17 protein-coding genes and 1 riboswitch are annotated in these 18,598 nt (G+C 72.1%); of the genes, 4 read left to right on the forward strand and 13 right to left on the reverse strand.

Going from position 1 to position 18,598, the window contains the following annotated elements:
- Position 1: 1 nt before the first annotated feature.
- Entirely contained in the window at positions 2 to 1,144 is a 1,143-nt protein-coding gene (locus D7231_RS08135) for a glycosyltransferase family 4 protein (RefSeq protein WP_120754265.1), read from the reverse strand.
- A gap of 146 nt (positions 1,145 to 1,290) precedes the next feature.
- On the opposite strand from D7231_RS08135, the gene D7231_RS08140 reads away from it, so the two are divergent.
- Positions 1,291 to 2,529 (forward strand): glycosyltransferase 87 family protein, encoded by a 1,239-nt coding sequence (locus D7231_RS08140; RefSeq protein ID WP_228774711.1) that lies wholly within the window; start codon positions 1,291 to 1,293, stop codon positions 2,527 to 2,529.
- Positions 2,530 to 2,650: 121 nt separating this feature from the next.
- Here the strand turns inward: D7231_RS08140 and D7231_RS08145 are convergent, their stop codons facing one another.
- The 5 genes from D7231_RS08145 to D7231_RS08165 form a co-directional block, all read right to left on the reverse strand.
- Positions 2,651 to 3,961 (reverse strand): hypothetical protein, encoded by a 1,311-nt coding sequence (locus D7231_RS08145; RefSeq protein WP_416385382.1) that lies wholly within the window; start codon positions 3,959 to 3,961, stop codon positions 2,651 to 2,653.
- A 50-nt stretch (positions 3,962 to 4,011) separates the two neighbouring features.
- Positions 4,012 to 5,085 carry a C40 family peptidase gene (locus D7231_RS08150; RefSeq protein WP_120754268.1) on the reverse strand — a complete coding sequence of 358 codons (1,074 nt, stop codon included), beginning with the start codon at positions 5,083 to 5,085 and terminating at the stop codon, positions 4,012 to 4,014.
- A 244-nt stretch (positions 5,086 to 5,329) separates the two neighbouring features.
- Positions 5,330 to 6,391, reverse strand: coding sequence for a C40 family peptidase (locus tag D7231_RS08155; protein WP_120754269.1), 1,062 nt, complete (start codon positions 6,389 to 6,391; stop codon positions 5,330 to 5,332).
- A 218-nt stretch (positions 6,392 to 6,609) separates the two neighbouring features.
- Complete coding sequence (locus D7231_RS08160; protein WP_120754270.1) at positions 6,610 to 7,989, reverse strand: NYN domain-containing protein; 1,380 nt, start codon at positions 7,987 to 7,989, stop codon at positions 6,610 to 6,612.
- A 19-nt stretch (positions 7,990 to 8,008) separates the two neighbouring features.
- A complete protein-coding gene (locus D7231_RS08165; RefSeq protein WP_120754601.1) occupies positions 8,009 to 8,248 on the reverse strand; it encodes a hypothetical protein in 240 nt (79 codons plus the stop codon).
- A gap of 152 nt (positions 8,249 to 8,400) precedes the next feature.
- On the opposite strand from D7231_RS08165, the gene D7231_RS08170 reads away from it, so the two are divergent.
- The gene (locus D7231_RS08170) at positions 8,401 to 9,117 is read left to right on the forward strand and encodes a rhomboid family intramembrane serine protease (RefSeq protein ID WP_120754271.1); all 717 of its coding nucleotides are present in this window, start codon (positions 8,401 to 8,403) and stop codon (positions 9,115 to 9,117) included.
- A complete protein-coding gene (locus tag D7231_RS08175) occupies positions 9,114 to 9,395 on the forward strand; it encodes an Lrp/AsnC family transcriptional regulator (RefSeq protein WP_030364653.1) in 282 nt (93 codons plus the stop codon). Before D7231_RS08170 ends, D7231_RS08175 begins: the two co-directional genes overlap by 4 nt.
- 27 nt (positions 9,396 to 9,422) lie before the next feature.
- Here the strand turns inward: D7231_RS08175 and D7231_RS08180 are convergent, their stop codons facing one another.
- The 6 genes from D7231_RS08180 to ctaE all read right to left on the reverse strand — a co-directional run bounded on the left by D7231_RS08180 (position 9,423) and on the right by ctaE (position 16,541).
- Positions 9,423 to 10,784, reverse strand: coding sequence for an aminotransferase class V-fold PLP-dependent enzyme (locus tag D7231_RS08180; RefSeq protein ID WP_120754272.1), 1,362 nt, complete (start codon positions 10,782 to 10,784; stop codon positions 9,423 to 9,425).
- A gap of 150 nt (positions 10,785 to 10,934) precedes the next feature.
- Positions 10,935 to 11,051: riboswitch (SAM riboswitch) on the reverse strand.
- A 62-nt stretch (positions 11,052 to 11,113) separates the two neighbouring features.
- Positions 11,114 to 12,178: an anthranilate phosphoribosyltransferase gene (gene trpD / locus D7231_RS08185; RefSeq protein ID WP_120754273.1), complete on the reverse strand. Its 1,065-nt coding sequence runs from the start codon at positions 12,176 to 12,178 to the stop codon at positions 11,114 to 11,116.
- Positions 12,179 to 12,369: 191 nt separating this feature from the next.
- Positions 12,370 to 13,995: a cytochrome bc1 complex cytochrome b subunit gene (gene qcrB / locus D7231_RS08190; protein ID WP_120754274.1), complete on the reverse strand. Its 1,626-nt coding sequence runs from the start codon at positions 13,993 to 13,995 to the stop codon at positions 12,370 to 12,372.
- A complete protein-coding gene (qcrA, locus tag D7231_RS08195) occupies positions 13,992 to 15,047 on the reverse strand; it encodes a cytochrome bc1 complex Rieske iron-sulfur subunit (RefSeq protein WP_120754275.1) in 1,056 nt (351 codons plus the stop codon). Before qcrA ends, qcrB begins: the two co-directional genes overlap by 4 nt.
- Positions 15,044 to 15,853 (reverse strand): cytochrome bc1 complex diheme cytochrome c subunit, encoded by an 810-nt coding sequence (qcrC, locus tag D7231_RS08200; protein ID WP_120754276.1) that lies wholly within the window; start codon positions 15,851 to 15,853, stop codon positions 15,044 to 15,046. Before qcrC ends, qcrA begins: the two co-directional genes overlap by 4 nt.
- 67 nt (positions 15,854 to 15,920) lie before the next feature.
- Entirely contained in the window at positions 15,921 to 16,541 is a 621-nt protein-coding gene (gene ctaE, locus D7231_RS08205; protein ID WP_120754277.1) for an aa3-type cytochrome oxidase subunit III, read from the reverse strand.
- Between the two features lie 237 nt (positions 16,542 to 16,778).
- Here ctaE and D7231_RS08210 point away from each other — a divergent pair, with 237 nt between their 5' ends.
- The gene (locus tag D7231_RS08210; protein WP_120754278.1) at positions 16,779 to 17,180 is read left to right on the forward strand and encodes a response regulator transcription factor; all 402 of its coding nucleotides are present in this window, start codon (positions 16,779 to 16,781) and stop codon (positions 17,178 to 17,180) included.
- 46 nt (positions 17,181 to 17,226) lie between these two features.
- Here the strand turns inward: D7231_RS08210 and D7231_RS08215 are convergent, their stop codons facing one another.
- Positions 17,227 to 18,474 carry a L,D-transpeptidase gene (locus D7231_RS08215; RefSeq protein WP_120754279.1) on the reverse strand — a complete coding sequence of 416 codons (1,248 nt, stop codon included), beginning with the start codon at positions 18,472 to 18,474 and terminating at the stop codon, positions 17,227 to 17,229.
- Positions 18,475 to 18,598: the final 124 nt, after the last annotated feature.

Genomic DNA, 18,598 nt, shown 5'->3' on the forward strand with positions numbered 1-18,598 from the left:
GTCAGAGGAGGGTCTTGAGGCGCTCGGCCAGGAGGTCCCAGCGCCACTTCTCCTCGACCCACCGCCGCCCCCGCGCACCCATGCGCGCGCGCAGCTCCGGGTCCTTCAGCAGCGTCACGATGCGGTCCGCGGCCTGGGCAGGCGAGCCGCCCTTCACCACGTACCCCGTCTCGCCCTCCAGGACGGCGTCCGGCGCCCCGCCCGAGTCCCCGGCGACGACCGGCAGGCCCGTCGCCGACGCCTCCAGGTAGACGATGCCGAGCCCTTCGACGTCGAGGCCGCCGCGGCGCGTGCGGCAGGGCATCGCGAAGACGTCGCCCGCCCCGTAGTGCGCGGGCAGTTCCTCCCACGGCACGGCGCCCGTGAAGCGGACGGAGCCCGCGACACCCGTCTCCGCGGCCAGCTTCCGCAGGTCGTCCTCGTACGGGCCGCCGCCGACGACGAGCAGCACCGCGTCCGGAACGGCCGCCAGGATCCGGGGCATGGCGAGGATCAGCGTGTCCTGGCCCTTGCGCGGCACCAGCCGCGAGACGCACACCACCACGGGCCGGTCCGCGAGGCCGAGCCGGGCGCGGACCTCGTCGCCGCCGGAGCCGGGGTGGAAGGTCTTCTCGTCCACGCCGGGCGGCAGTTGCACCATGCGGGCCGCCGCCTCGTCCGTCAGCGCGGAGGCGATCCGCGAGCGGGTGTACTCACCCAGATAGGTGAGGGTGTCGGTGCCCTCGCCGATGCGCCGCAGCAGTTGCCGCGACGCGGGCAGCTGCGCCCAGCCGGCCTCGTGCCCGTGCGTCGTGCCGACCAGGCGGCGGGCGCCCGCCCGGCGCAGCGCCGGGGCCATGAGCCCGAGCGGGGCCGCGGCCCCGAACCACACCGAGGTGCAGCCGTGTTCGCACAGCAGGTCCGTGGCGCGCCGGGTCACCCGTGGCGTCGGCAGCAGCATCGTGGTGCGGTCGCGGACGACCGGGAACGGCTGCTCGGCGTCGAAGCGTGCGGTGGCCTCCGCGCCCTCCTGGCCGCGCTTCCAGGTGGAGGCGTAGACGACGATGCCCGACGGGTCCAGGCGCAGCGCCATGTTGTGCAGGAACGCCTGGATGCCGCCGGGGCGGGGCGGGAAGTCGTTGGTGACGACGAGAGTCTTGTCCATCGCCGTCCGACAGTACCGGGTGCGATCGGGGGCAGTCGGGGCCCCGTCCCGCCACGTCACGGCGTCTGGACCGGCCGGGGCGGCATCATGCCTTGCAGTAGCGGCGCGCGTACAGCGTGTAGTGACCGTGAAGGGCGAGGTGAATGATGGCGGGCAGGGGTTTGCGGCTCTCGGTCGCGGCGTGGGCCGTCACCCGGGCCGTGCTGCTGATGTGCGTGCTGCGGGTGTGGGTGATGCCGGGGTCGGACGTCTCCGTCGACATCGAGGTGATCTACCAGGGCTGGTACGGGGTGCTGCGGACCGGCACCTTCCCGTACGACGACGTCACCTGGCAGTACCCGCCCGCCGCCGCCCTCGCCGTGCTCGCCCCCGGCCTGCTGCCGTTCCTCGACTACGCCCCGGCCTTCTTCGTCGTGTGCTTCCTCGCGGACGCGGCGGTCTATGCGCTGCTGCTGTACGCGGTGCGGGACGGGCGGCGCCCGGCCTCCGGGGTGTGGGCGTGGGTGGTGGGCGTCCCGCTGCTCGGCCCCATCGTCTACGCCCGCTACGACGTGATGGTGACGGCCGTCGCGGTCGCCGCCCTGCTGGCGGCCGGGCGCAGGGCCCGGCTCTCCGGCGCCCTCACGGCCTTCGGGGCGCTGCTGAAGGTGTGGCCGGTGCTGCTGCTGGTCGGCACGCCGCGGGGGCCCCGGACGCGGGCGGCGTGGGGAGCGGCGGCGATGACGGCCGCGGTGCTCGGCCTGGTGTTCGCGGCCACGATGCCGGGGGCGCTGGCGTTCCTGACCTTCCAGCGGGACCGGGGCACGGAGGTGGAGTCCCTGGGCTCCCTGGTCTTCCACCTGGGGCGGCACGCCGGCTGGCACGGGCACGCGAGGCTGCACTACGGCTCCGTGGAGTTCCTCGGCCCGTACGTCCACACCATGAGCCGGCTCGCGCTCGTGCTGAGCGTGCTGGCGTTCGCCTGGCTGCTGCTGTGGCGGGTGCGGGCGCGGCGGTTCACGGCGTGCACGCCGTACGAGGCCGCGTTCGCGTCGGTGCTGCTGTTCACCACGACCAGCCGGGTGATCAGCCCGCAGTACGTGGTCTGGCTGCTCGGGCTGGCGGCCGTGTGCCTGACGATGGGCACGAGGCGGCAGCGGCTGCCCATCGCCCTGGTCCTGCTGGCCGCGCCGCTGACGCAGCTGGAGTTCCCGATCTGGTTCTCGCACGTGGTCGCCAGCGACAAGCTGGGCGTGGCCACGCTGACGCTGCGGAACGGGTTGCTGGTGGTGGCGACGCTGATCTCGTGCGCACGGCTGTGGCGGGAGACGGTGTCCCCGCCGGAGACTCCGGACACCCCGGACGACCCTCCCGCGGAGAAGGAACCGGCACTCCTGGCGGGCTAGGGGTTGAGCTGCGTTCGGCACCGCCGGTCCACGCCGTGGGGGTTGCTCGCCGTCGCGGCGGATATTTCTTGCCTGCGGCAAGATGCCTGGCGGACGGGAGGCCCGTCGCCGAGCGGCACCGTCAGCCCGAGCCGAGCTGCTCCGTCACGTACGTTCGCCAGCGCTCGGTGAACTCCGCGGGCGAGATGCCCAGAACGTTGCGGAGGGCCGTCTCCACGGCCCCGTCGCGGTGACCGTGCGCGCCCACCGCGCGGTAGAACGCGACGAGTTTCTCCTCGCTCCAGCGCTCCGCGATCAGGCGGCAGGCCAGCCACCCCTCCTCGTACGCGCGGGCCAGCTTCCCCGCCTCCCCGGCGAAGCCGAAGTCGGGGTCCCCGGGAAGCTCCCGGGGGAGCGCGCCCGCCGCGGCGGCGCGGGCGAGCTCGGGCGCGGCCTGCCGCGCGGTGCGCCCGGTGCCGCGGTAGGCGGCCCAGTCGGCGAAGCCCTCGGACAGCCACAGCGGCGTGGCCTTCGTCGTCCTGGCGCGGGTGGCGACGTGCGCGGTCTCGTGGGTGAGGACGATGCGCCGCCCGAACTCGCCGAGCACGCCGTACGCCTCGGGGTTGACGATGATGCGGTCCGCCGGCGCGGCCGCCCCCGTGCCGCCGGCCTCGCCCGTGGTCACGGCGGCGATCCCGCGGTAGTTGGAGACGGGCGAGTCGAGCAGGGCGGCCATCCGCTCCAGGGAGGCCGGCATCTCGACGACGACCCGCCCGGGCCACTCCCGCGGCCCGGCGTGCCAGGCCGCGCCCACGGCGGGCACGGCCTTGTCGGCGAGGTCGGCGAGGGCGCGCAGCCGCTCGCGGTCCTGGCCGACGCCGAGGACGAGGCTGCGCTCGCCGCGGACGACGGTGACGGGGCCCTGCTGCCACAGCTGCCCGCCACCCCGCGGAGCGGTCTCCGCGGCCACGTACCACCGACCGCCGCGCTCGACGAGGGTGAGCCGGGTGCGCGTGGTGACGGGCACACCGTCGTAGCCGGCCAGCCGGTACCGCAGCTCGGCCTCGGCGGCGACGCGCCGCCCGCCGCCGTCGCCCCGCTCGGGGGCGAAGCCGCCGGTGCGCACGAGGCGGTAGTCCCAGGCGGCGAGCGGCACCGCGGCGAGGTTGGCGAAGACGCGGCGCTGCTCGGCCCGGTACGCGTCGGCGGCGGGGTCGACGGCCGCCAGGAAGGCGTTCTCGTCGCGGTCGCGGAGGGCGGCGGCCCACCGGTCCAGGGCGCCTTGCAGGGCCCGGTCCCGGCCGCCGTCGTCGCCGGAGAGGGCGGAGCAGCCGGTCAGGGCGGCCTGGAGGGCCAGCAGGGCGGCGGCCAGGCCGCACGCCGCCCGGCGGGCCGGCCCGCGGCTGCCCGCGCGCGTGCCCCCGCGTCCGCTCCTCCACCACCGGCCCGTCACGTCCCGCATCGTACGAGCCGCACGCCCCCCGGCGTGCGCTCAGGGCGCGCTCACGGCCGGGTCACGGACGAAATCGGCATCATGTTGGCCGGGTCGTAGCGCACGCGGGCACCGGGGTAGGGCGCGTGCACGACCTGGCCGTTGCCCACGTACATGCCCACGTGGCTGGCGTCGTCGCGGTAGATCACGAGGTCGCCGGGGCGGGCCTCGGACAGCGGGACATGCCGGCCGGCGTTGCGCTGCGCCTGGGAGGTGCGCGGCAGGCCGACCCCGGCCCGCCCGTACGCCCACTGCATGAGCCCGGAGCAGTCGAAGGCGCCCGGCCCGTTCGCGCCCCAGGCGTAGGGCGAGCCGACGGCGGAGCGGGCGGCCATGGCGGCCGCGGCGCCGCGGCCGGAGGCGGCGGTGAGGTCCTGGAGGCCGCCGAGGAGGCCGCCGCCCGAGTGGTCGTCCAGGGTCCGCGTGCCGCCGGAGCGCGAGGCCCGCGCGTACTCCCGGCGGTCGGCCTCGGGCATGGCGTTCAGCAGCCGGCGGGCCGTGGCGAGCTTGCCCTCGACCTCGTGCTTGTGGTGCTCGACGGCCTTGCGGGTCTCCTCCAGCTCGCCCAGCATGCGGGCGGCCTCGGTGCGCTCCTGGCGGAGGGCCCGCTGGGCGCCGAGGAGGGCCTTGAGCTGCTCGCTCTGGCGGTCGGAGACGCGGTCGAGGGTGGCGGCGCGGTCCAGGTAGCCGTCGGGGTCGGAGGAGAGGAGGAGCTGGAGGGCGGGGTCGACGGCGCCGGTGCGGTACTGCGCGGTGGCGATCATGCCGAGGGCGGTGCGCATGCGGTTGACGCGCTCCTGGCCGCGGGCCACGCGGTCGGTGGCCTCGGCGACCTTCCGGCGGAGCTCGCCGGCGTGCTCGCCCGCTTCGTTGAACTTCTCGGTGGCTCGTTCCGCCTGCTCGTAGAGCCGGTCGACCTGTGACTTGACGGTCCCGCCGGACCGGTCGTCGCGGGCGGTGTCGCTGGGCCGCGCTCCGGCCGGGGGCGCCATGGCGGCCGCGGCCGTGGCCACGGCGGCGGACAGGACGGTGACCCGGACGGTCTGGGTGAGACCGGACTGCGAAGAACGGCGATGGGACGCCACGGGCGCCGCACTCCCTTCAGTTGCTGCTCTGCGGGCGCGGTCCGGGACGTGTCGTACCGCACGCCGGACAGTAGCGGCGCGCTCACCCCGCGTTCAAAGACCGGCGGGGGTGGGAATGGGACGGGAATGCGGACGCCCCGCCGGAGACGCAGGTCACCGGCGGGGCGTGGAGTCAGCGCGGGCCACCGCGATTCGCCCGAACGGGCGGCGGGTCAGCCATTCGGCCCAGCGGCGGGCCGGTCCGTCAGCCTATGCGGACGCCGAACTGGAAGGGCATGTTGCCCATCGACTCGTAGCGGACGTTCGCGCCCGGCTTGGGGGCGTGCAGGGTCATGCCGTTGCCCGCGTAGAGGCCGATGTGGTGCAGGTCGCCGTAGAAGAGCACCAGGTCGCCGGGCTTGAGCTGGCTCTGGTCGTAGATGCGGGTGCCGGCGTTGGCCTGGTCCTGGGAGATGCGCGGCAGGGTGACGCCGGCCTGGGCGTAGGCCCAGCCGGTCAGCCCGGAGCAGTCGAAGGAGCCCGGGCCGGTCGCGCCCCACACGTAGGGGGAGCCGATCTTGCCCTGGGCGGCGGCGAGGGCCGCGGCGGCGCGGCCGGAGGTGGGCACGTCCTTGCCGAGGTCCGGGCGGGAGCTGTCGCGGCCGGCGCGGGAGCCGTCGCCGCCCTTGCCGCCGTCGGCCTTGTCCTTCTCGCCCACGACCTCGGCGCGCTCGGCGGCGGTGAGGGTGTTGAGCTGCTCCTTGGCCGCGGCGAGCTTCTCCTGGACGGACTCCTTCTGCTCGCCCAGCACCTTGCGGGTCTCCGCGAGGTCCTTGAGCTTGCCGGTGGCCTCCTGGCGCTGCTGCTTGAGCACGCGCTGCTTCTCGGAGATCTGCTTGAGGGTGCTGGCCTGCTTGGCGCTCACCTGGTTGAGCGTCGAGGCCTTGTCGAGGTAGCCGTCGGGGTCGGAGGAGAGGAGCAGCTGGAGCGAGGGGTCGACGGCGCCGCTGCGGTACTGCGCGGTGGCCAGCGAACCGAGGCTGTCGCGCAGCTTGTTGATCTCCTCCTGGCCGCGGGCGACCTTGTCCTGGAGATCGGTGACCTGCTGGTCGAGCTTGTCCTGCTTCTCCTTGGCCCCGTTGTACTTCTCCGTGGCCTGCTCGGCCTCTTCGTAGTACTTGTCGACCTTCTCCTTGACCTCCGACTTGGAGGCCTTCGGATCGGCGTGCGCGGCCTGCGAGGTGAGGGCGACGGCTGCGGCCGCGGTCGCCGTCAGGACGGTCACCCGGGCGCGGCCCGGCTGCTTGGGTCGACGGTGGGACGCCACGGAGACGAGCTCCTTCTTCCTCGGCCGCCACCGCGCGCCGAAGGCGGCGGTCCGGGCGGGACCTTCACCGTCACCCCTATTGGATGATCAACCGGGCGAAGGTTCGAGGCCCGACCTTAGTGACCCCGGAGCGATCCGTTCAAATCCTCATCAGAAAAATCTCGCGCCCCAAGCGAAGCTTTACCAACATGACACAGCCGGTGACGGCGGCTTGACGGTCAGGTACGGGCAAGTCGCTTGAGGAGGAGGGCGGATGCGACGGGCCGGGCGCCCACCTTCGCGACGCCGTCCGCGACCTCGCGGTCGGTGGAGACCACCACGACCGGCCGGCCCGGCGGCTCGGCCCGCACCAGCTGGCGGATCAGCTCGTCGGCGGTGACCCCGGGCTTGCTGAAGAGCACCCGCACCCCGCGCGGCGGCGCGAGCAGGACGGGCGCGGCCAGCTCGGCCCCGTCGAAGACGCACGTGACCTCGGCGCCCGTCTGCGCGGCCAGCATCGCGAGCCCGCCCAGCAGCCGCAGCCGCTGCTTGTCCAGCGGCATCGTCGGATAGCCGGTCTTGGTGACGTTGTAGCCGTCGACCACGAGGTGCGCCTGGGGCAGCGCCAGCAGCTGGTCCAGGAGCGCCGGGTCGGTCTCGGACAGGGCGCGCGTGGCGATGTCCTTCGGGGTCATCCGGCCGGGCTCCACGGCGTCCACCGTGTCCGCCGGGTGCACGGAGGCGGGCGGCAGCGCCAGCTCGCGCCGCAGGCCCTGGGCCGCGTCCAGCACGGTGTCGAGCAGCAGGCGCAGGCGCATGTCCTCCACGCTGCGGCCCTCGCGCACCGCCCGGCGGCTCGCCTCCAGCGCGGCCTCGGCCTCCGACAGCCGCGTCTTGAGCCGCCGGCTCTCCCCCAGCGCCGCCGCCTTCTCGGCCGCGCCGGCCGCCCGTACGGACTCCAGCTCGGCCTCCGCCTTGCGCAGGGCGGCCTCGCCGCGCCGCACGTCGGCCACGGCGCTGCGCAGCTTGCGCTGGAGCGAATCGGCTTCCCTGCGGGCGGCTTCCAGCTCGGCGCGGATCCGCTCGGTCTCGGCGCGGGCCGCGGCCCGCGCCTCCGCCAGCTCCTCGCGCAGGCGCCGCAGTTCGCGCTGGGCCTCCTCGCCGGCGCGCTCCGCGGTCGCCCGCAGCGCCTCCTCGCCGGCCGCCGTCACGAGCTTGACCCAGCCGGTGGGCCGCAGCACGTAGGCCATGGCGGCCACGTCCTCCGGGTCGGCGGCCGCCGGGGGCGAACCCGCGTCCAGCGCCTCGGCGAGCTCCGAGCCCGTCTCGCGCAGCCGGGCCGAGATGCGCTGGCGGAAGGCGGCGTCGTTCTCCACCGCCGCCGCCATCGCATTGCCCGCGAACTTGGCCCGCCGGCTCGGCGTGAACCGGGCGTACTGCCGCAGCGCCGCGGGGAGTTCGGCGACGGTCAGCCCGCCGAACGCCTCCGCCACGAGCCCGACGACCCGGCGCCGCACGCCTTCCGGCAACGGTCGGTCGAGCACCTCGGCAGCGCCGTCGGTCCCACCGGTGTCACCAGGTCCACCGGCCGCCTCCGCGCCACCCGTGTGCTCCACCACCGCTCATCGCTCCCGTTCTTCAGGCGTTCGCGCCCGGCCGGTCCACCAGCTCGACCTGGTCGACCGCGTTGCACCAGCGGCAACGCACGGACTCGATGGTCTCACTGACCACCTCGCGCTCCTCCACGCTCGGCTCACCGGAAAGGTCGAGGTGAACGAAATCCACGGCTTTGGTCGTACGCGTCACATCGAACCGGGTGAGATTGCCGCACAGCGCGCAGCGCCACCGGGTCCCGGCTGTCGGCTGGGGAACGCCCATCGTGTCGTCCGTCCTCGTCAAGTCCATCGAACTGCGGGTGTGCTTCCCGTAACCCTACGGCCTGATGGTCATGCGGCGCGGAGCGCAGGCCCGCTTCGGCGGCCCGGCGAGGCACTCTGTGCGCTTTACTGCTGGTACGTCATGATCTGCTCATGTTCGGAAAGCCGGAGGGGGCTCCCCTCGTCACCTACGGCCTCATCGGCGCCTGCACCGTGGTGTTCCTGCTCGGCCCCGCGTCGGGCCTCACGGTCACCCTGTCCGGCGGCCCCGGCAGCGGCAGCAGCCTCCTGGCCGCGCAGGCCGCCTACTTCGAGCGCTGGGGAGTGGTGCCGGAGGAGCTCTGGCACGGGCCCGTGAGGGAGCTGATCACCCCGCTCACCGCGCTCTTCGTGCACGGCAACTGGCTGCATCTGCTCGGGAACATGCTCTTCCTCTATGTCTTCGGCGCCATGGCCGAAAACCGCATGGGCCGCGGAGCCTTCGCCCTCTTCTACCTCACCGCCGGGGTGCTGGCACTGCTCGGCTACGCCGTCGTGCACGCCGGCTCCGACCGGACGCTGGTCGGCGCCTCCGGGGCGATCTCCGGAGTGCTCGGAGCCTTCCTCTACCTCTTTCCCCGGGCCCGCGTCACCAGTCTCTTCCCGTTCCTCTTCTTCCTGCCCCTGCGGTTCCCCGCCTGGGCCGTGCTGCTCTTCTGGTTCGCCCTCCAGTGGCTCGCCGCCCGCACGGCCGGGGACCGGCCCGGCGTCGCCTACCTCGCCCACGTCGTGGGCTTCGCCCTCGGCTTCCTGTACGCGTGGGCGAGGTACGGGCGTACGACTAGAGTGAAGCGGGGCTGCCCCCCGACCCCCGATAGGAGCCCGCCGTGATCACTTCGATCGTCCTGATCAAGACCGACGTCGACCGGATCCCCGAGATCGCCGAGCAGATCGCGGCGATCGAGGGCGTGAGCGAGGTGTACTCGGTGACCGGGGCGCACGACCTGATCGCCATGGTCCGGGTGGCCCGCCACGACGATCTGGCCGACGTCATCCCGGGCAGGATCAGCAAGGTCCCGGGCGTCGCGTCGACGGAGACGCACATCGCGTTCCGCACGTATTCGCAGCACGACCTCGAGGCGGCGTTCGCCATCGGCCTGGAGGCGTAGCCGTACGCCGGTCCGGCGGCCCCGCCGTCAGACGACCGGTACGCAGCGCCCGCCTTCGGTCCGGTAGGACCACTTCGCGCCGTGGCGGACGAGTTCGCCGACCGCCGTCACGAAGCGGTCGACGTGTTCGTCCGGGGTGCCCGCCCCGAAGCTGACCCGGATCGCGTTCAGCGGGGCGCCCTCGTCCACCGCACCGCACTCCCCCTCGGCAGCGGCGTCGCCGCCCACCAGCGTCCGGACCAGCGGGTGCGCGCAGAAGAGGCCGTCGCGGACGCCGATCCCGTACTCCGCGGAGAGCGCCGCCGCGAAGTGCGAGCTGTTCCAGCCGTCGACGGTGAAGGAGAGCACGCCCACGCTCGGGGCGTCCGGCCCGAACAGCGACAGCACCCGCACCCCCGGCACCGCCGCGAGCCCCTCCCGCACCCGGGCGATCAGCTCCCGCTCCCGCTCCGCGAGCCGGTCGAAACCCGCCTCGGCGAGCGCCTTGCAGGCGGAGGCGATGGCGTAGGCACCGATGACGTTGGGCGAGCCGGCCTCGTGCCGGGCGACGCCCTCGTGCCAGTCGACCCGCACCTCACCGGAGGCGCCCCGCGCGACGCTGCGGCTCGCGCCCCCGCCCGCCAGATAGGGCTCGGCGTCCCGGAGCCAGTCCGCGCGCCCGGCGAGCACGCCCGCGCCGAAGGGCGCGTAGAGCTTGTGCCCGGAGAAGGCGACCCAGTCCGCGTCCAGCTCGGCGATGTCCACCCGCTGGTGCGGCACGAGCTGGGCCGCGTCGACCACGATCCGCGCGCCGTGCGCGTGCGCGGCCGCCGCCAGCTCCCGTACGGGCCACAGTTCGCCGGTCACGTTGGACGCGCCGGTCACGCACACGAGCGCCGGGCCGTACGGCTCGCGGGCCGCGAGCTCCCGCTCCAGGATCTCGACCGCCTGCGCCGGGGTGCGGGGCGCGTCCAGGTAGGTCACGGCGACGTCCGCGCGCCGCTGCCAGGGCAGGAGCGCCGCGTGGTGCTCGGTCTCGAAGACGAACACCCGCGTCCCGGCGGGGAGTACGGCGGCGAGCAGGTTGAGGGAGTCGGTGGTCGAGCGGGTGAAGAGGACCTGGTCGCCGTCCCGGCAGCCGAGGAACGCGGCGACGTCCGCCCGGCTGTTCTCGAACAGCTCGGTGGACAGCTGCGAGAGGTACCCCGCGCCGCGGTGCACACTGCCGTAGTAGGGCGCGTACGCCGCCACGTCGTCCCACACGCGCTGGAGGGCGGGCGCGCTGGCCGCGTAGTCCAGCGCCGCGTACGGCACCTCTCCCCCGGTGACCAGCGGCACGCGGACATCACTGCCCAGAACCGGCAGAGGGGTGCAAATGGCCTGATCGGTGGCAAGGGTGGAGACAGACATGGCGAACTCCCGTAAAAAGGCAGGCGAATTCCACCGCGCGACGGGCGCGGGAAAGGAAAAGAGGGTGCGCGGAAAAGGGGCTCTTAGAGCCCTAACGCATTCGCTGAACCACGGAAGGATCTCCCTCGGCAACCAGGATCCCTGGCGAGGGATCCGCGCTTGCCGCAGACCTCGCTGCCTGCGGCCTGGTCATCACCCGGGGCACCCCGCCACGGAAGGAGGGTTGCCGGACAGCAAGCCGGGGCCTGATCGCTGTCACTCGTGACCTTGCCGAGGAGTATGGCATACGTGATCGCCCCGCGGAACAGCCGTTCCGCGGGGCGAGACGATCAGGCGTTGCTCGCGGTGACCCAGCGCTCCAGCGCCCGCCGCGCCGCACCGGAGTCGATGGACTCCGCGGCGCGCACCAGCCCGGCGGAGATCTGCTCCGCCAGCGGCGCCTGCGTGGGAGCCAACGCGACCAGCGCCGCGGCGGAGTTCAGCAGCACCGCGTCCCGTACGGGCCCGGTCTCCCCCGCCAGCAGCCGCCGCGCCACATCCGCGTTGTACGACGCGTCGGCCCCGCGCAGCGCCTCCACGGGCACCAGCTCGATGCCCACGTCCCGCGGGTCGAAGGTCTCCTCGCGGACCGTGCCGCCGGAGACCACCCACACCCGCGAGGTCGCGGTCGTCGTGAGCTCGTCGAGGCCGTCGTCGCCGCGGAAGACCAGCGCCGTGGAGCCGCGCTCGGCGAGCACCCCGGCGAGGATCGGCGCCATCCGCGCGTCCGCGACGCCGGTGGCCTGCGCCCGCACCTTGGCCGGGTTGGTCAGCGGGCCCAGCACGTTGAAGGTGGTGCGGATGCCCAGCTCGCGCCGTGCTGCGGCCACGTGCCGCAGCGCCGGGTGGAACGTCACGGCGAAGCACAGGGTGATCCCGGCCTCCTCCGCCACTTCCGCGACGCGCTTCGGGGTGAGGTCGAGGTTGACGCCCAGCTTCTCCAGGACGTCCGAGGCCCCGCTGGCGGAGGACGCCGCGCGGTTGCCGTGCTTGACGACCTTCGTGCCGGTGCCGGCCACGACGATCGAGGACATGGTGGAGATGTTGACCGTCTTGGCGCCGTCGCCGCCGGTGCCCACGATGTCCACGCTGGGGCCGGGCACCTCGATCAGCCGGGCGTGCCCGTACATCGTGCGGACCAGGCCGGAGATCTCGGCGACCGTCTCGCCCTTGGCGCGCAGGGCGACCAGGAAGCCCGCGATCTGGGCGCCGGTGGCTTCGCCGCGCATGATCCGGTCCATGGCCCAGGCGGTGTCGTCGGCGGTGAGGTCACGGCCGGTGAGGAGGGCGTCCAGCAGGCCCGGCCAGGAGGGGGCCACCGCGCTGTCGCCGCCTGCCGGGGTCACAACGTTCATGGTCCACGCTCCTGGTGGTCGGTCCGGAGAGCCGGGTTCGTCCCGAGGGCTCTGCCCGCCCAGCCTATCCACCCCCGGAGACAGCGAAGAGCCCCGTCCTGGGGGCACCTCCCAGCGTTAGCTGGGGGAGCTGGACGGGGCTCTCGCTGTGGCGATCAGCGATCAGTGTGGATCAGGCGTTAGCCCGGAGATCAGTGGTGGCCGTGGCCGCTCGTGATCTCCTCGTACTCCTCGCGGGTGGCCTTGGGGATCTGGGTCCCCTCGCCGTAGAAGCCCTTGGAGAGCTTCACCTTCAGGCGCTGCCCGGCGCCGGCCTTGCGGGCCACGCCGTTCTCGTCGAACTCCGGCTCCAGCTCGAGCGGCTTGGGCTGCTCGTGCGCCGTGAGGGTGTGCAGCTGCTCCTGCGAGAGCGGCTCGTGGACCTCGACGAACTCACCGTGCGGCAGGCGCTTGATGATGCCGGACTCGCGGCCGTGCAGCACCTTGTCGCGGTCGCGGCGCTGCAGGCTCATGCAGATCCGGCGGGTCGCGATGAACGTCAGGACCGGCACCACGAAGAAGCCGATGCGGACGAACCAGGTGATGGCGTTGATCGACAGGTGGAAGTGGGTGGCCCAGAGGTCGTTTCCACCACCGATCAGCAGCACGAAGTACCAGCTGATCCAGGCGGCACCGAAGGCGGTGCGCGTCGGGGCGTTGCGCGGGCGGTCCAGCAGGTGGTGCTCCCGCTTGTCGCCGGTGACCCAGGACTCGATGAACGGGTACACCGCGATGGCGGCCAGCACCAGCGGGAAGATCACCAGCGGCACGAAGACGCCGAGGACCAGGGTGTGGCCCCACAGGTTGATCTCCCAGCCCGGCATCACGCGGATGAGGCCCTCGGAGAAGCCCATGTACCAGTCGGGCTGGGCGCCGGTGGACACCTGGTCCGGGCGGTACGGGCCGATGGCCCAGATCGGGTTGATCGTGGCGATCGCCGCGACGGCCGCGATGACGCCGAAGACCAGGAAGAAGAAGCCACCGGCCTTGGCCATGTAGACCGGCATCAGCGGGAGGCCGACGACGTTCTTGTTGGTGCGGCCCGGGCCGGGGAACTGCGTGTGCTTGTGGTAGATCACGAGGATCAGGTGGGCCACGAGCAGACCGAGCATGATGCCCGGCAGCAGCAGGACGTGGATCGAGAAGAACCGCGGCACGAAGTCCGAGCCGGGGAACTCACCGCCGAAGAGGAACATCGAGATGTACGTGCCGACGATCGGCACGGACAGGATCGCGCCCTCCATGAAGCGGACACCGGTGCCGGAGAGCAGGTCGTCCGGGAGCGAGTAACCGGTGAAACCGGTGAACATGCCCAGGACGAACAGCAGGAAGCCGAACAGCCAGTTGACCTCACGCGGCTTGCGGAACGCACCCGTGAAGAACACGCGCATCATGTGCACGAACATGCCGGCGAGGAAGATCAGCGCCGCCCAGTGGTGGATCTGCCGGATGAGCAGACCGCCACGGATGTCGAAGCTGATGTTCAGCGTCGACTGGAACGCCTCGGACATCCGCATGCCCTGCATGGGGACGTACGAGCCGTGGTAGACGACCTCTTCCATGCTGGGGTGGAAGAACAGCGTCAGGTACACACCCGTGAGGATGATGATGACGAAGCTGTAGAGGCAGACCTCACCCAGCATGAAGGACCAGTGGTCCGGGAAGATCTTCCGCATGTTGGCCTTGGCCAGGGAGTAGATCCCCAGGCGGCCGTCGGCCCAGTCGGCTACCCGCTCGCCTGCGGGTGCCTTGCGGCGGTTGTCAGTCGTAGTGCTCATCCGCGCTCCCAGTAGGCAGGACCGACGGGCTCGGCGAAGTCGCCCATGGCCTCAAGGTAGCCCTTGTCGTTGACCTTGATCCGCAGCTGCGGAAGGGCGTGGCCGGCCGGGCCGAAGATCACGCGTCCGCCGTCGGAGAGGTCGAAGGTGGACTGGTGGCAGGGGCACAGCACGTGGTGCGTCTGCTGCTCGTAGAGGCTGATCGGGCAGCCGACGTGGGTGCAGATCTTGGAGAACGCGACGATGCCGTCCGCCGACCAGTCGAGCTCGCGCTTGTCCTTGATGTTCTCCGGGCGGAGCCGGACGATCATCAGGGCGGCCTTGGCGATCTCCTTCTGGAAGTCGTGGTCCTCCTCCTTCATGCCCTCGGGCATGGCGAAGGTGAGGGACCCGACCTGGATGTCCTCGGGACGCAGCGGCTGCAGCGTGTTCTGGTTGATCAGCATCTTGCCCTCGGACCAGGCGGTCTTCCGGAGCTTGGTGCCCGGCAGCGGTCCGAGGTCGCGCAGCAGCACCACGCCGGAGAGCGGCACCAGGGCCAGCGCGCCGAACATGGTGTTGCGGATCAGCTTGCGGCGGCCGAAGGCCGACTCCTCAGCGCCCTGCTTGAAGTCCGCCATGACCTTGGCCTTGACGTCCGGCTCGGCGGCGATGGCGTGCCGCTCGTCGGCGACCTCCACGTCCGACATCAGGGTGCGGGCCCAGTGGACCGCGCCCGCGCCGATGCAGAACAGCGCCACCGCGAGGGTCATGCCCAGCGCGAAGTTCAGGGCGCTGATGTGACCGATCGGGAAGATGTAGACGATCTTGTCGACCGGCAGGGCCACGTAGGAGGCGATGAAGCCGACCGTGGCCAGCATCGAGAGCAGGAACAGGAAGGCGACCACGCGCTCGGAGCGCTGGGCCGCCCGCTCGTCCACGTCCTGGATGCGGGGCTCGTGGGGCGGCAGGCCGGGGTCGGCGAACGGGTCGCCGGCCGTCTTCGTCACGGCGCCGCCGTGTGCGTCCTGCGTGCTCGGCAGGTTCTCTTCTGGAATGTCTTGGCTACTCATGACTTCTTGGCCTTAGCGGTGTGGGCCGCGACCCAGATGGCTACTGCGATCAGCGCGCCCAAGCCGAAGATCCACGCGAACAGACCCTCGCTGACCGGGCCGAGCCCGCCCAGCTCGAGGCCGCCCGGGCTCTCCGACTTGCTGCTGTTGACCGTGTCGAGGTACGCGACGATGTCCTTCTTGTTCTTCTCCGACAGCGTCGTGTCGGGGAAGGAAGGCATGTTCTGCGGGCCGGTCTGCATGGCCTCGTAGATGTGCTTGGGGTCGACGTCCTCAAGCGAGGGGGCGAACTTGCCGTTGGAGAGCGCACCGCCCTTACCGGTGAAGTTGTGGCACTGGGCGCAGTTGGTGCGGAAGAGCTCCCCGCCCTTGGCGATGTCCGCGCCGTCCGGGCTGTACTGATCCTTGGTCGGGACCGAGGGGCCGGCGCCCAGCGAGGCGATGTACGCGGCGATCTGGTCGGTCTCGGCCTGCGAGTAGATCGCCTTCTTGCGGGGGGCCTGGGCACCCTGCTGCTGGAGCGGCATGCGGCCGGTGCGGACCTGGAAGTCCACGGCCGCGGCGCCCACGCCGACGAGGCTCGGGCCGTCACTGGTGCCCTGACCGCCGGTGCCGTGGCAGCTTGCGCAGCCCACGGAATAGAGCTTCTTGCCCTCCTCGATGGCGAGGGACTGGGCGGTTCCATCGGCCTTGGCCGTGTCCGCCGGCGCGAACGCGGCGTACAGCCCCCCAGTGACCGCCAGCGCGAAGAGTAGGACGACGACCGCCGCCAGCGGATGGCGTCGTCGTGCGGAGAGCTTTTTCACGGATTACCCCGGTGTCAGGATCTTCTGCGTCGATCTGGACTGTTGGTCCGGTGCGGGACGGGACCGATTACTTGATCAAGTAGATCGTGGCGAAGAGGCCGATCCACACCACGTCGACGAAGTGCCAGTAGTAGGACACGACGATGGCCGCCGTCGCCTGGTGGTGGGTGAACCTCTTGGCCGCGTACGTCCTGCCCAGAACCAGCAGGAAGGCGATCAGACCGCCCGTCACGTGCAGGCCGTGGAAGCCGGTCGTCAGGTAGAACACCGAGCCGTACGGGTCGGAGGAGAGCGAGAGCCCGTCCTTCTTCACGAGGTCGGTGTACTCGAAGACCTGGCCGCCGATGAAGATGGCACCCATCACGAAGGTGATCGTGAACCAGGTGCGCAGCTTCTTCACGTCGCCGCGCTCGGCGGCGAAGACGCCGAGCTGGCAGGTGAGGGAGGAGAGCACCAGGATCGTGGTGTTCGTCGCCGAGAACGGAAGGTTCAGCGAGGACGCCATTTCCTTCCAGTGCTCCGCGCCGGTCACCGATCGCAGGGTGAAGTACATCGCGAAGAGGGCCGCGAAGAACATCAGCTCGGAACTCAACCAGATGATGGTTCCGACGCTGGTGAGGTTCGGTCGATTGACCGACGGGTGTGCGTGCCCGGTATCTGTTGCTGTTGCAGTCGCCACGACCGACATTATGTCGGTCGCTTATCTCGTGCTCACTCCGGGGGGTGCCGTTCGGTGTGTCAAGAGCATGTGCGCTGCTCGTACGGCCCAGTGCCGGGGTCCCCCAAAGGGGGGAACCGGACGTTCCGGGGCACAGCGCGGGCCTGACGGACCCTCCTCCGGAAGGGTGTTCGCGGAGTAGAGTCCGGCCATCGATCAGCTCCACGTCAGATCCACAGCTGTGCCGAACACAAGCCTGGAGGAACGATGCAGCCGACGGCCACCGTGCTGGTCTACAGCGACAACGCGGACACCCGCGCACAGGTCCGGCTGGCCGCGGGTCGCAGGCCGGCTCCCGACGTACCGCCGGTCGAGTACGTGGAATGCGCGACACTCCCGGGCGTGCTCGCGGCCCTGGAGCGGCACCACGTGGCCGTGTGCGTCCTGGACGGCGAGACGGCGCCCGCGGGCGGCATGGGGGTGTGCCGGCAGCTGAAGGACGAGGTGTTCCGCTGCCCGCCCGTGCTGCTGCTGATGGGCCGCCCGCAGGACGCCTGGCTGGCCACCTGGAGCCGGGCCGACGCGGCCGTGACGCACCCGCTGGACCCGGCGGTGTTCGCCGAGGCGCTGGCGGGCCTGCTGCGCAGCCGGAAGGCCGTGGACGCCTGACGGTCCGGCGGCCGGCGCGGCGGGCCCCGCAGGGCCCGCCGGGCGGCTAGAGCTCGGGGCGCAGGCGGGCGGCGTCGGCGGGGCTGCTCCCCTGCTTCTTGCCCCCGGCGAGGGCGCTGCCCTTGCGCCATTCGTCCCAGTCCATGTTCCAGTCGCCGAAGCCGTTGTCGAAGGGCGTCATGGTGGCGCCCGCGCTGCCCACGACCTTGACGACGTCACCGACGTGGACGGTGTCGAAGAACCACTTGGCGTTGGCGGTGCTCATGCCGGTGCAGCCGTGGCTGACGTTCTCCCAGCCCTGGGAGCCCTCGGACCAGGGGGCGGCGTGCACGTACTCGCCGCTCCAGGTGACCCGGGTGGCCCAGTAGACGGGCAGGTCGTAGGAGTCGGCGCTGCCCTCGGCGATGCCGATGCTGGTGCCGCGCATCCGTACGAAGGATTCCCGGCCCAGGATCACCTTGACCCCGTTGCGGGTGGCGTAGCCGGGTTTGCCGGTGGTCACCGGGATGGAGCGGATCTCCTTGCCGTTGCGCAGCACGGTCATGCTGTGGGCGCCGGCGTCGGTGACGGCCTCGATGCGGTCGCCGGTGGTCATCGTGACGGGCTTGGAGGGGCCTCCGTAGAGGCCGCCGCCGACCTTGATGCCGTCGAGGGTGGCGTGCACCTCGACGGTGGAGTTGGCGGGCCAGTACTCCTTGGGCCGGTAGTGCAGGGTGCGGTTGTCCACCCAGTGCCAGGCGCCCTCCACGGCGGGCTGCGACTCGACCCTGAGGGTGCGTTCGACGACGGCGCGGGAGGCGGGGTCCTGGACGGGGGTGCTCAGCTCGGCGGTGATGGGCTGTCCCACCCCGTAGGTGCCGTTCTGCGGGCCGAAACTGACGCGCAGGAGGCGGTCCGCCGGGTTGGTGTCGAAGCCGATCGTGCGGCGCCCCTGGGCCCCGTCCTCGTCCTCCGTGGTGACGCGGACGGTGTAGTGGGCGCCGGCCGCGAGGGCGCCGGTGCTGTGCCAGCGGGACCCGTCGGGGGCGAGCTCGCCCTTGACGTAGCGTCCGGCGGCGTCCGTGGCGGTGACGTCCGTGATGCGGTCGTCGCCCCTGGCGGCCACCTCCAGCGGCTTGCTGGGGTCCGCCTTCTGCCCGTCGCGGGCGCTGGTGAGCTCCACCTGACCGCCGGCGTCGTAGGGCTTGTCCGCCAGCGGGTTGGACGAGCCGCCGCAGGCGGTGACCCCCACCGCCAGCGCGGTCAGCAGCACGGCGCCGCAGAGCGCCAAGCGGTGTCGAGGTGACTGGGTCATGTCTCACACCGTAGGGACGTTCGGGGCGTACGGCCTGTCGGGTGACTGCAAACGGGTGGTTGTGCGCGAGGGCCCCGGGACACGCGAAGGGCCCCGCACACCGGGTGTGGTGTGCGGGGCCCTT

This window comes from Streptomyces klenkii (genome assembly GCF_003626645.1).
GTDB classification, from domain to species: domain Bacteria; phylum Actinomycetota; class Actinomycetes; order Streptomycetales; family Streptomycetaceae; genus Streptomyces; species Streptomyces klenkii.

Excerpts from the sequence above, each read along its gene's own strand:
- D7231_RS08135 (WP_120754265.1), bottom strand. The coding sequence starts at position 1,144 with ATGGACAAGACTCTCGTCGTCACCAACGACTTCCCGCCCCGCCCCGGC.
- D7231_RS08140 (WP_228774711.1), top strand. The coding sequence starts at position 1,291 with ATGGCGGGCAGGGGTTTGCGGCTCTCGGTCGCGGCGTGGGCCGTCACC.
- D7231_RS08165 (WP_120754601.1), bottom strand. The coding sequence starts at position 8,248 with ATGGGCGTTCCCCAGCCGACAGCCGGGACCCGGTGGCGCTGCGCGCTG.
- D7231_RS08170 (WP_120754271.1), top strand. The coding sequence starts at position 8,401 with ATGTTCGGAAAGCCGGAGGGGGCTCCCCTCGTCACCTACGGCCTCATC.
- D7231_RS08180 (WP_120754272.1), bottom strand. The coding sequence starts at position 10,784 with ATGTCTGTCTCCACCCTTGCCACCGATCAGGCCATTTGCACCCCTCTG.
- trpD (WP_120754273.1), bottom strand. The coding sequence starts at position 12,178 with ATGAACGTTGTGACCCCGGCAGGCGGCGACAGCGCGGTGGCCCCCTCC.
- qcrB (WP_120754274.1), bottom strand. The coding sequence starts at position 13,995 with ATGAGCACTACGACTGACAACCGCCGCAAGGCACCCGCAGGCGAGCGG.
- qcrA (WP_120754275.1), bottom strand. The coding sequence starts at position 15,047 with ATGAGTAGCCAAGACATTCCAGAAGAGAACCTGCCGAGCACGCAGGAC.
- ctaE (WP_120754277.1), bottom strand. The coding sequence starts at position 16,541 with ATGTCGGTCGTGGCGACTGCAACAGCAACAGATACCGGGCACGCACAC.
- D7231_RS08210 (WP_120754278.1), top strand. The coding sequence starts at position 16,779 with ATGCAGCCGACGGCCACCGTGCTGGTCTACAGCGACAACGCGGACACC.
- D7231_RS08215 (WP_120754279.1), bottom strand. The coding sequence starts at position 18,474 with ATGACCCAGTCACCTCGACACCGCTTGGCGCTCTGCGGCGCCGTGCTG.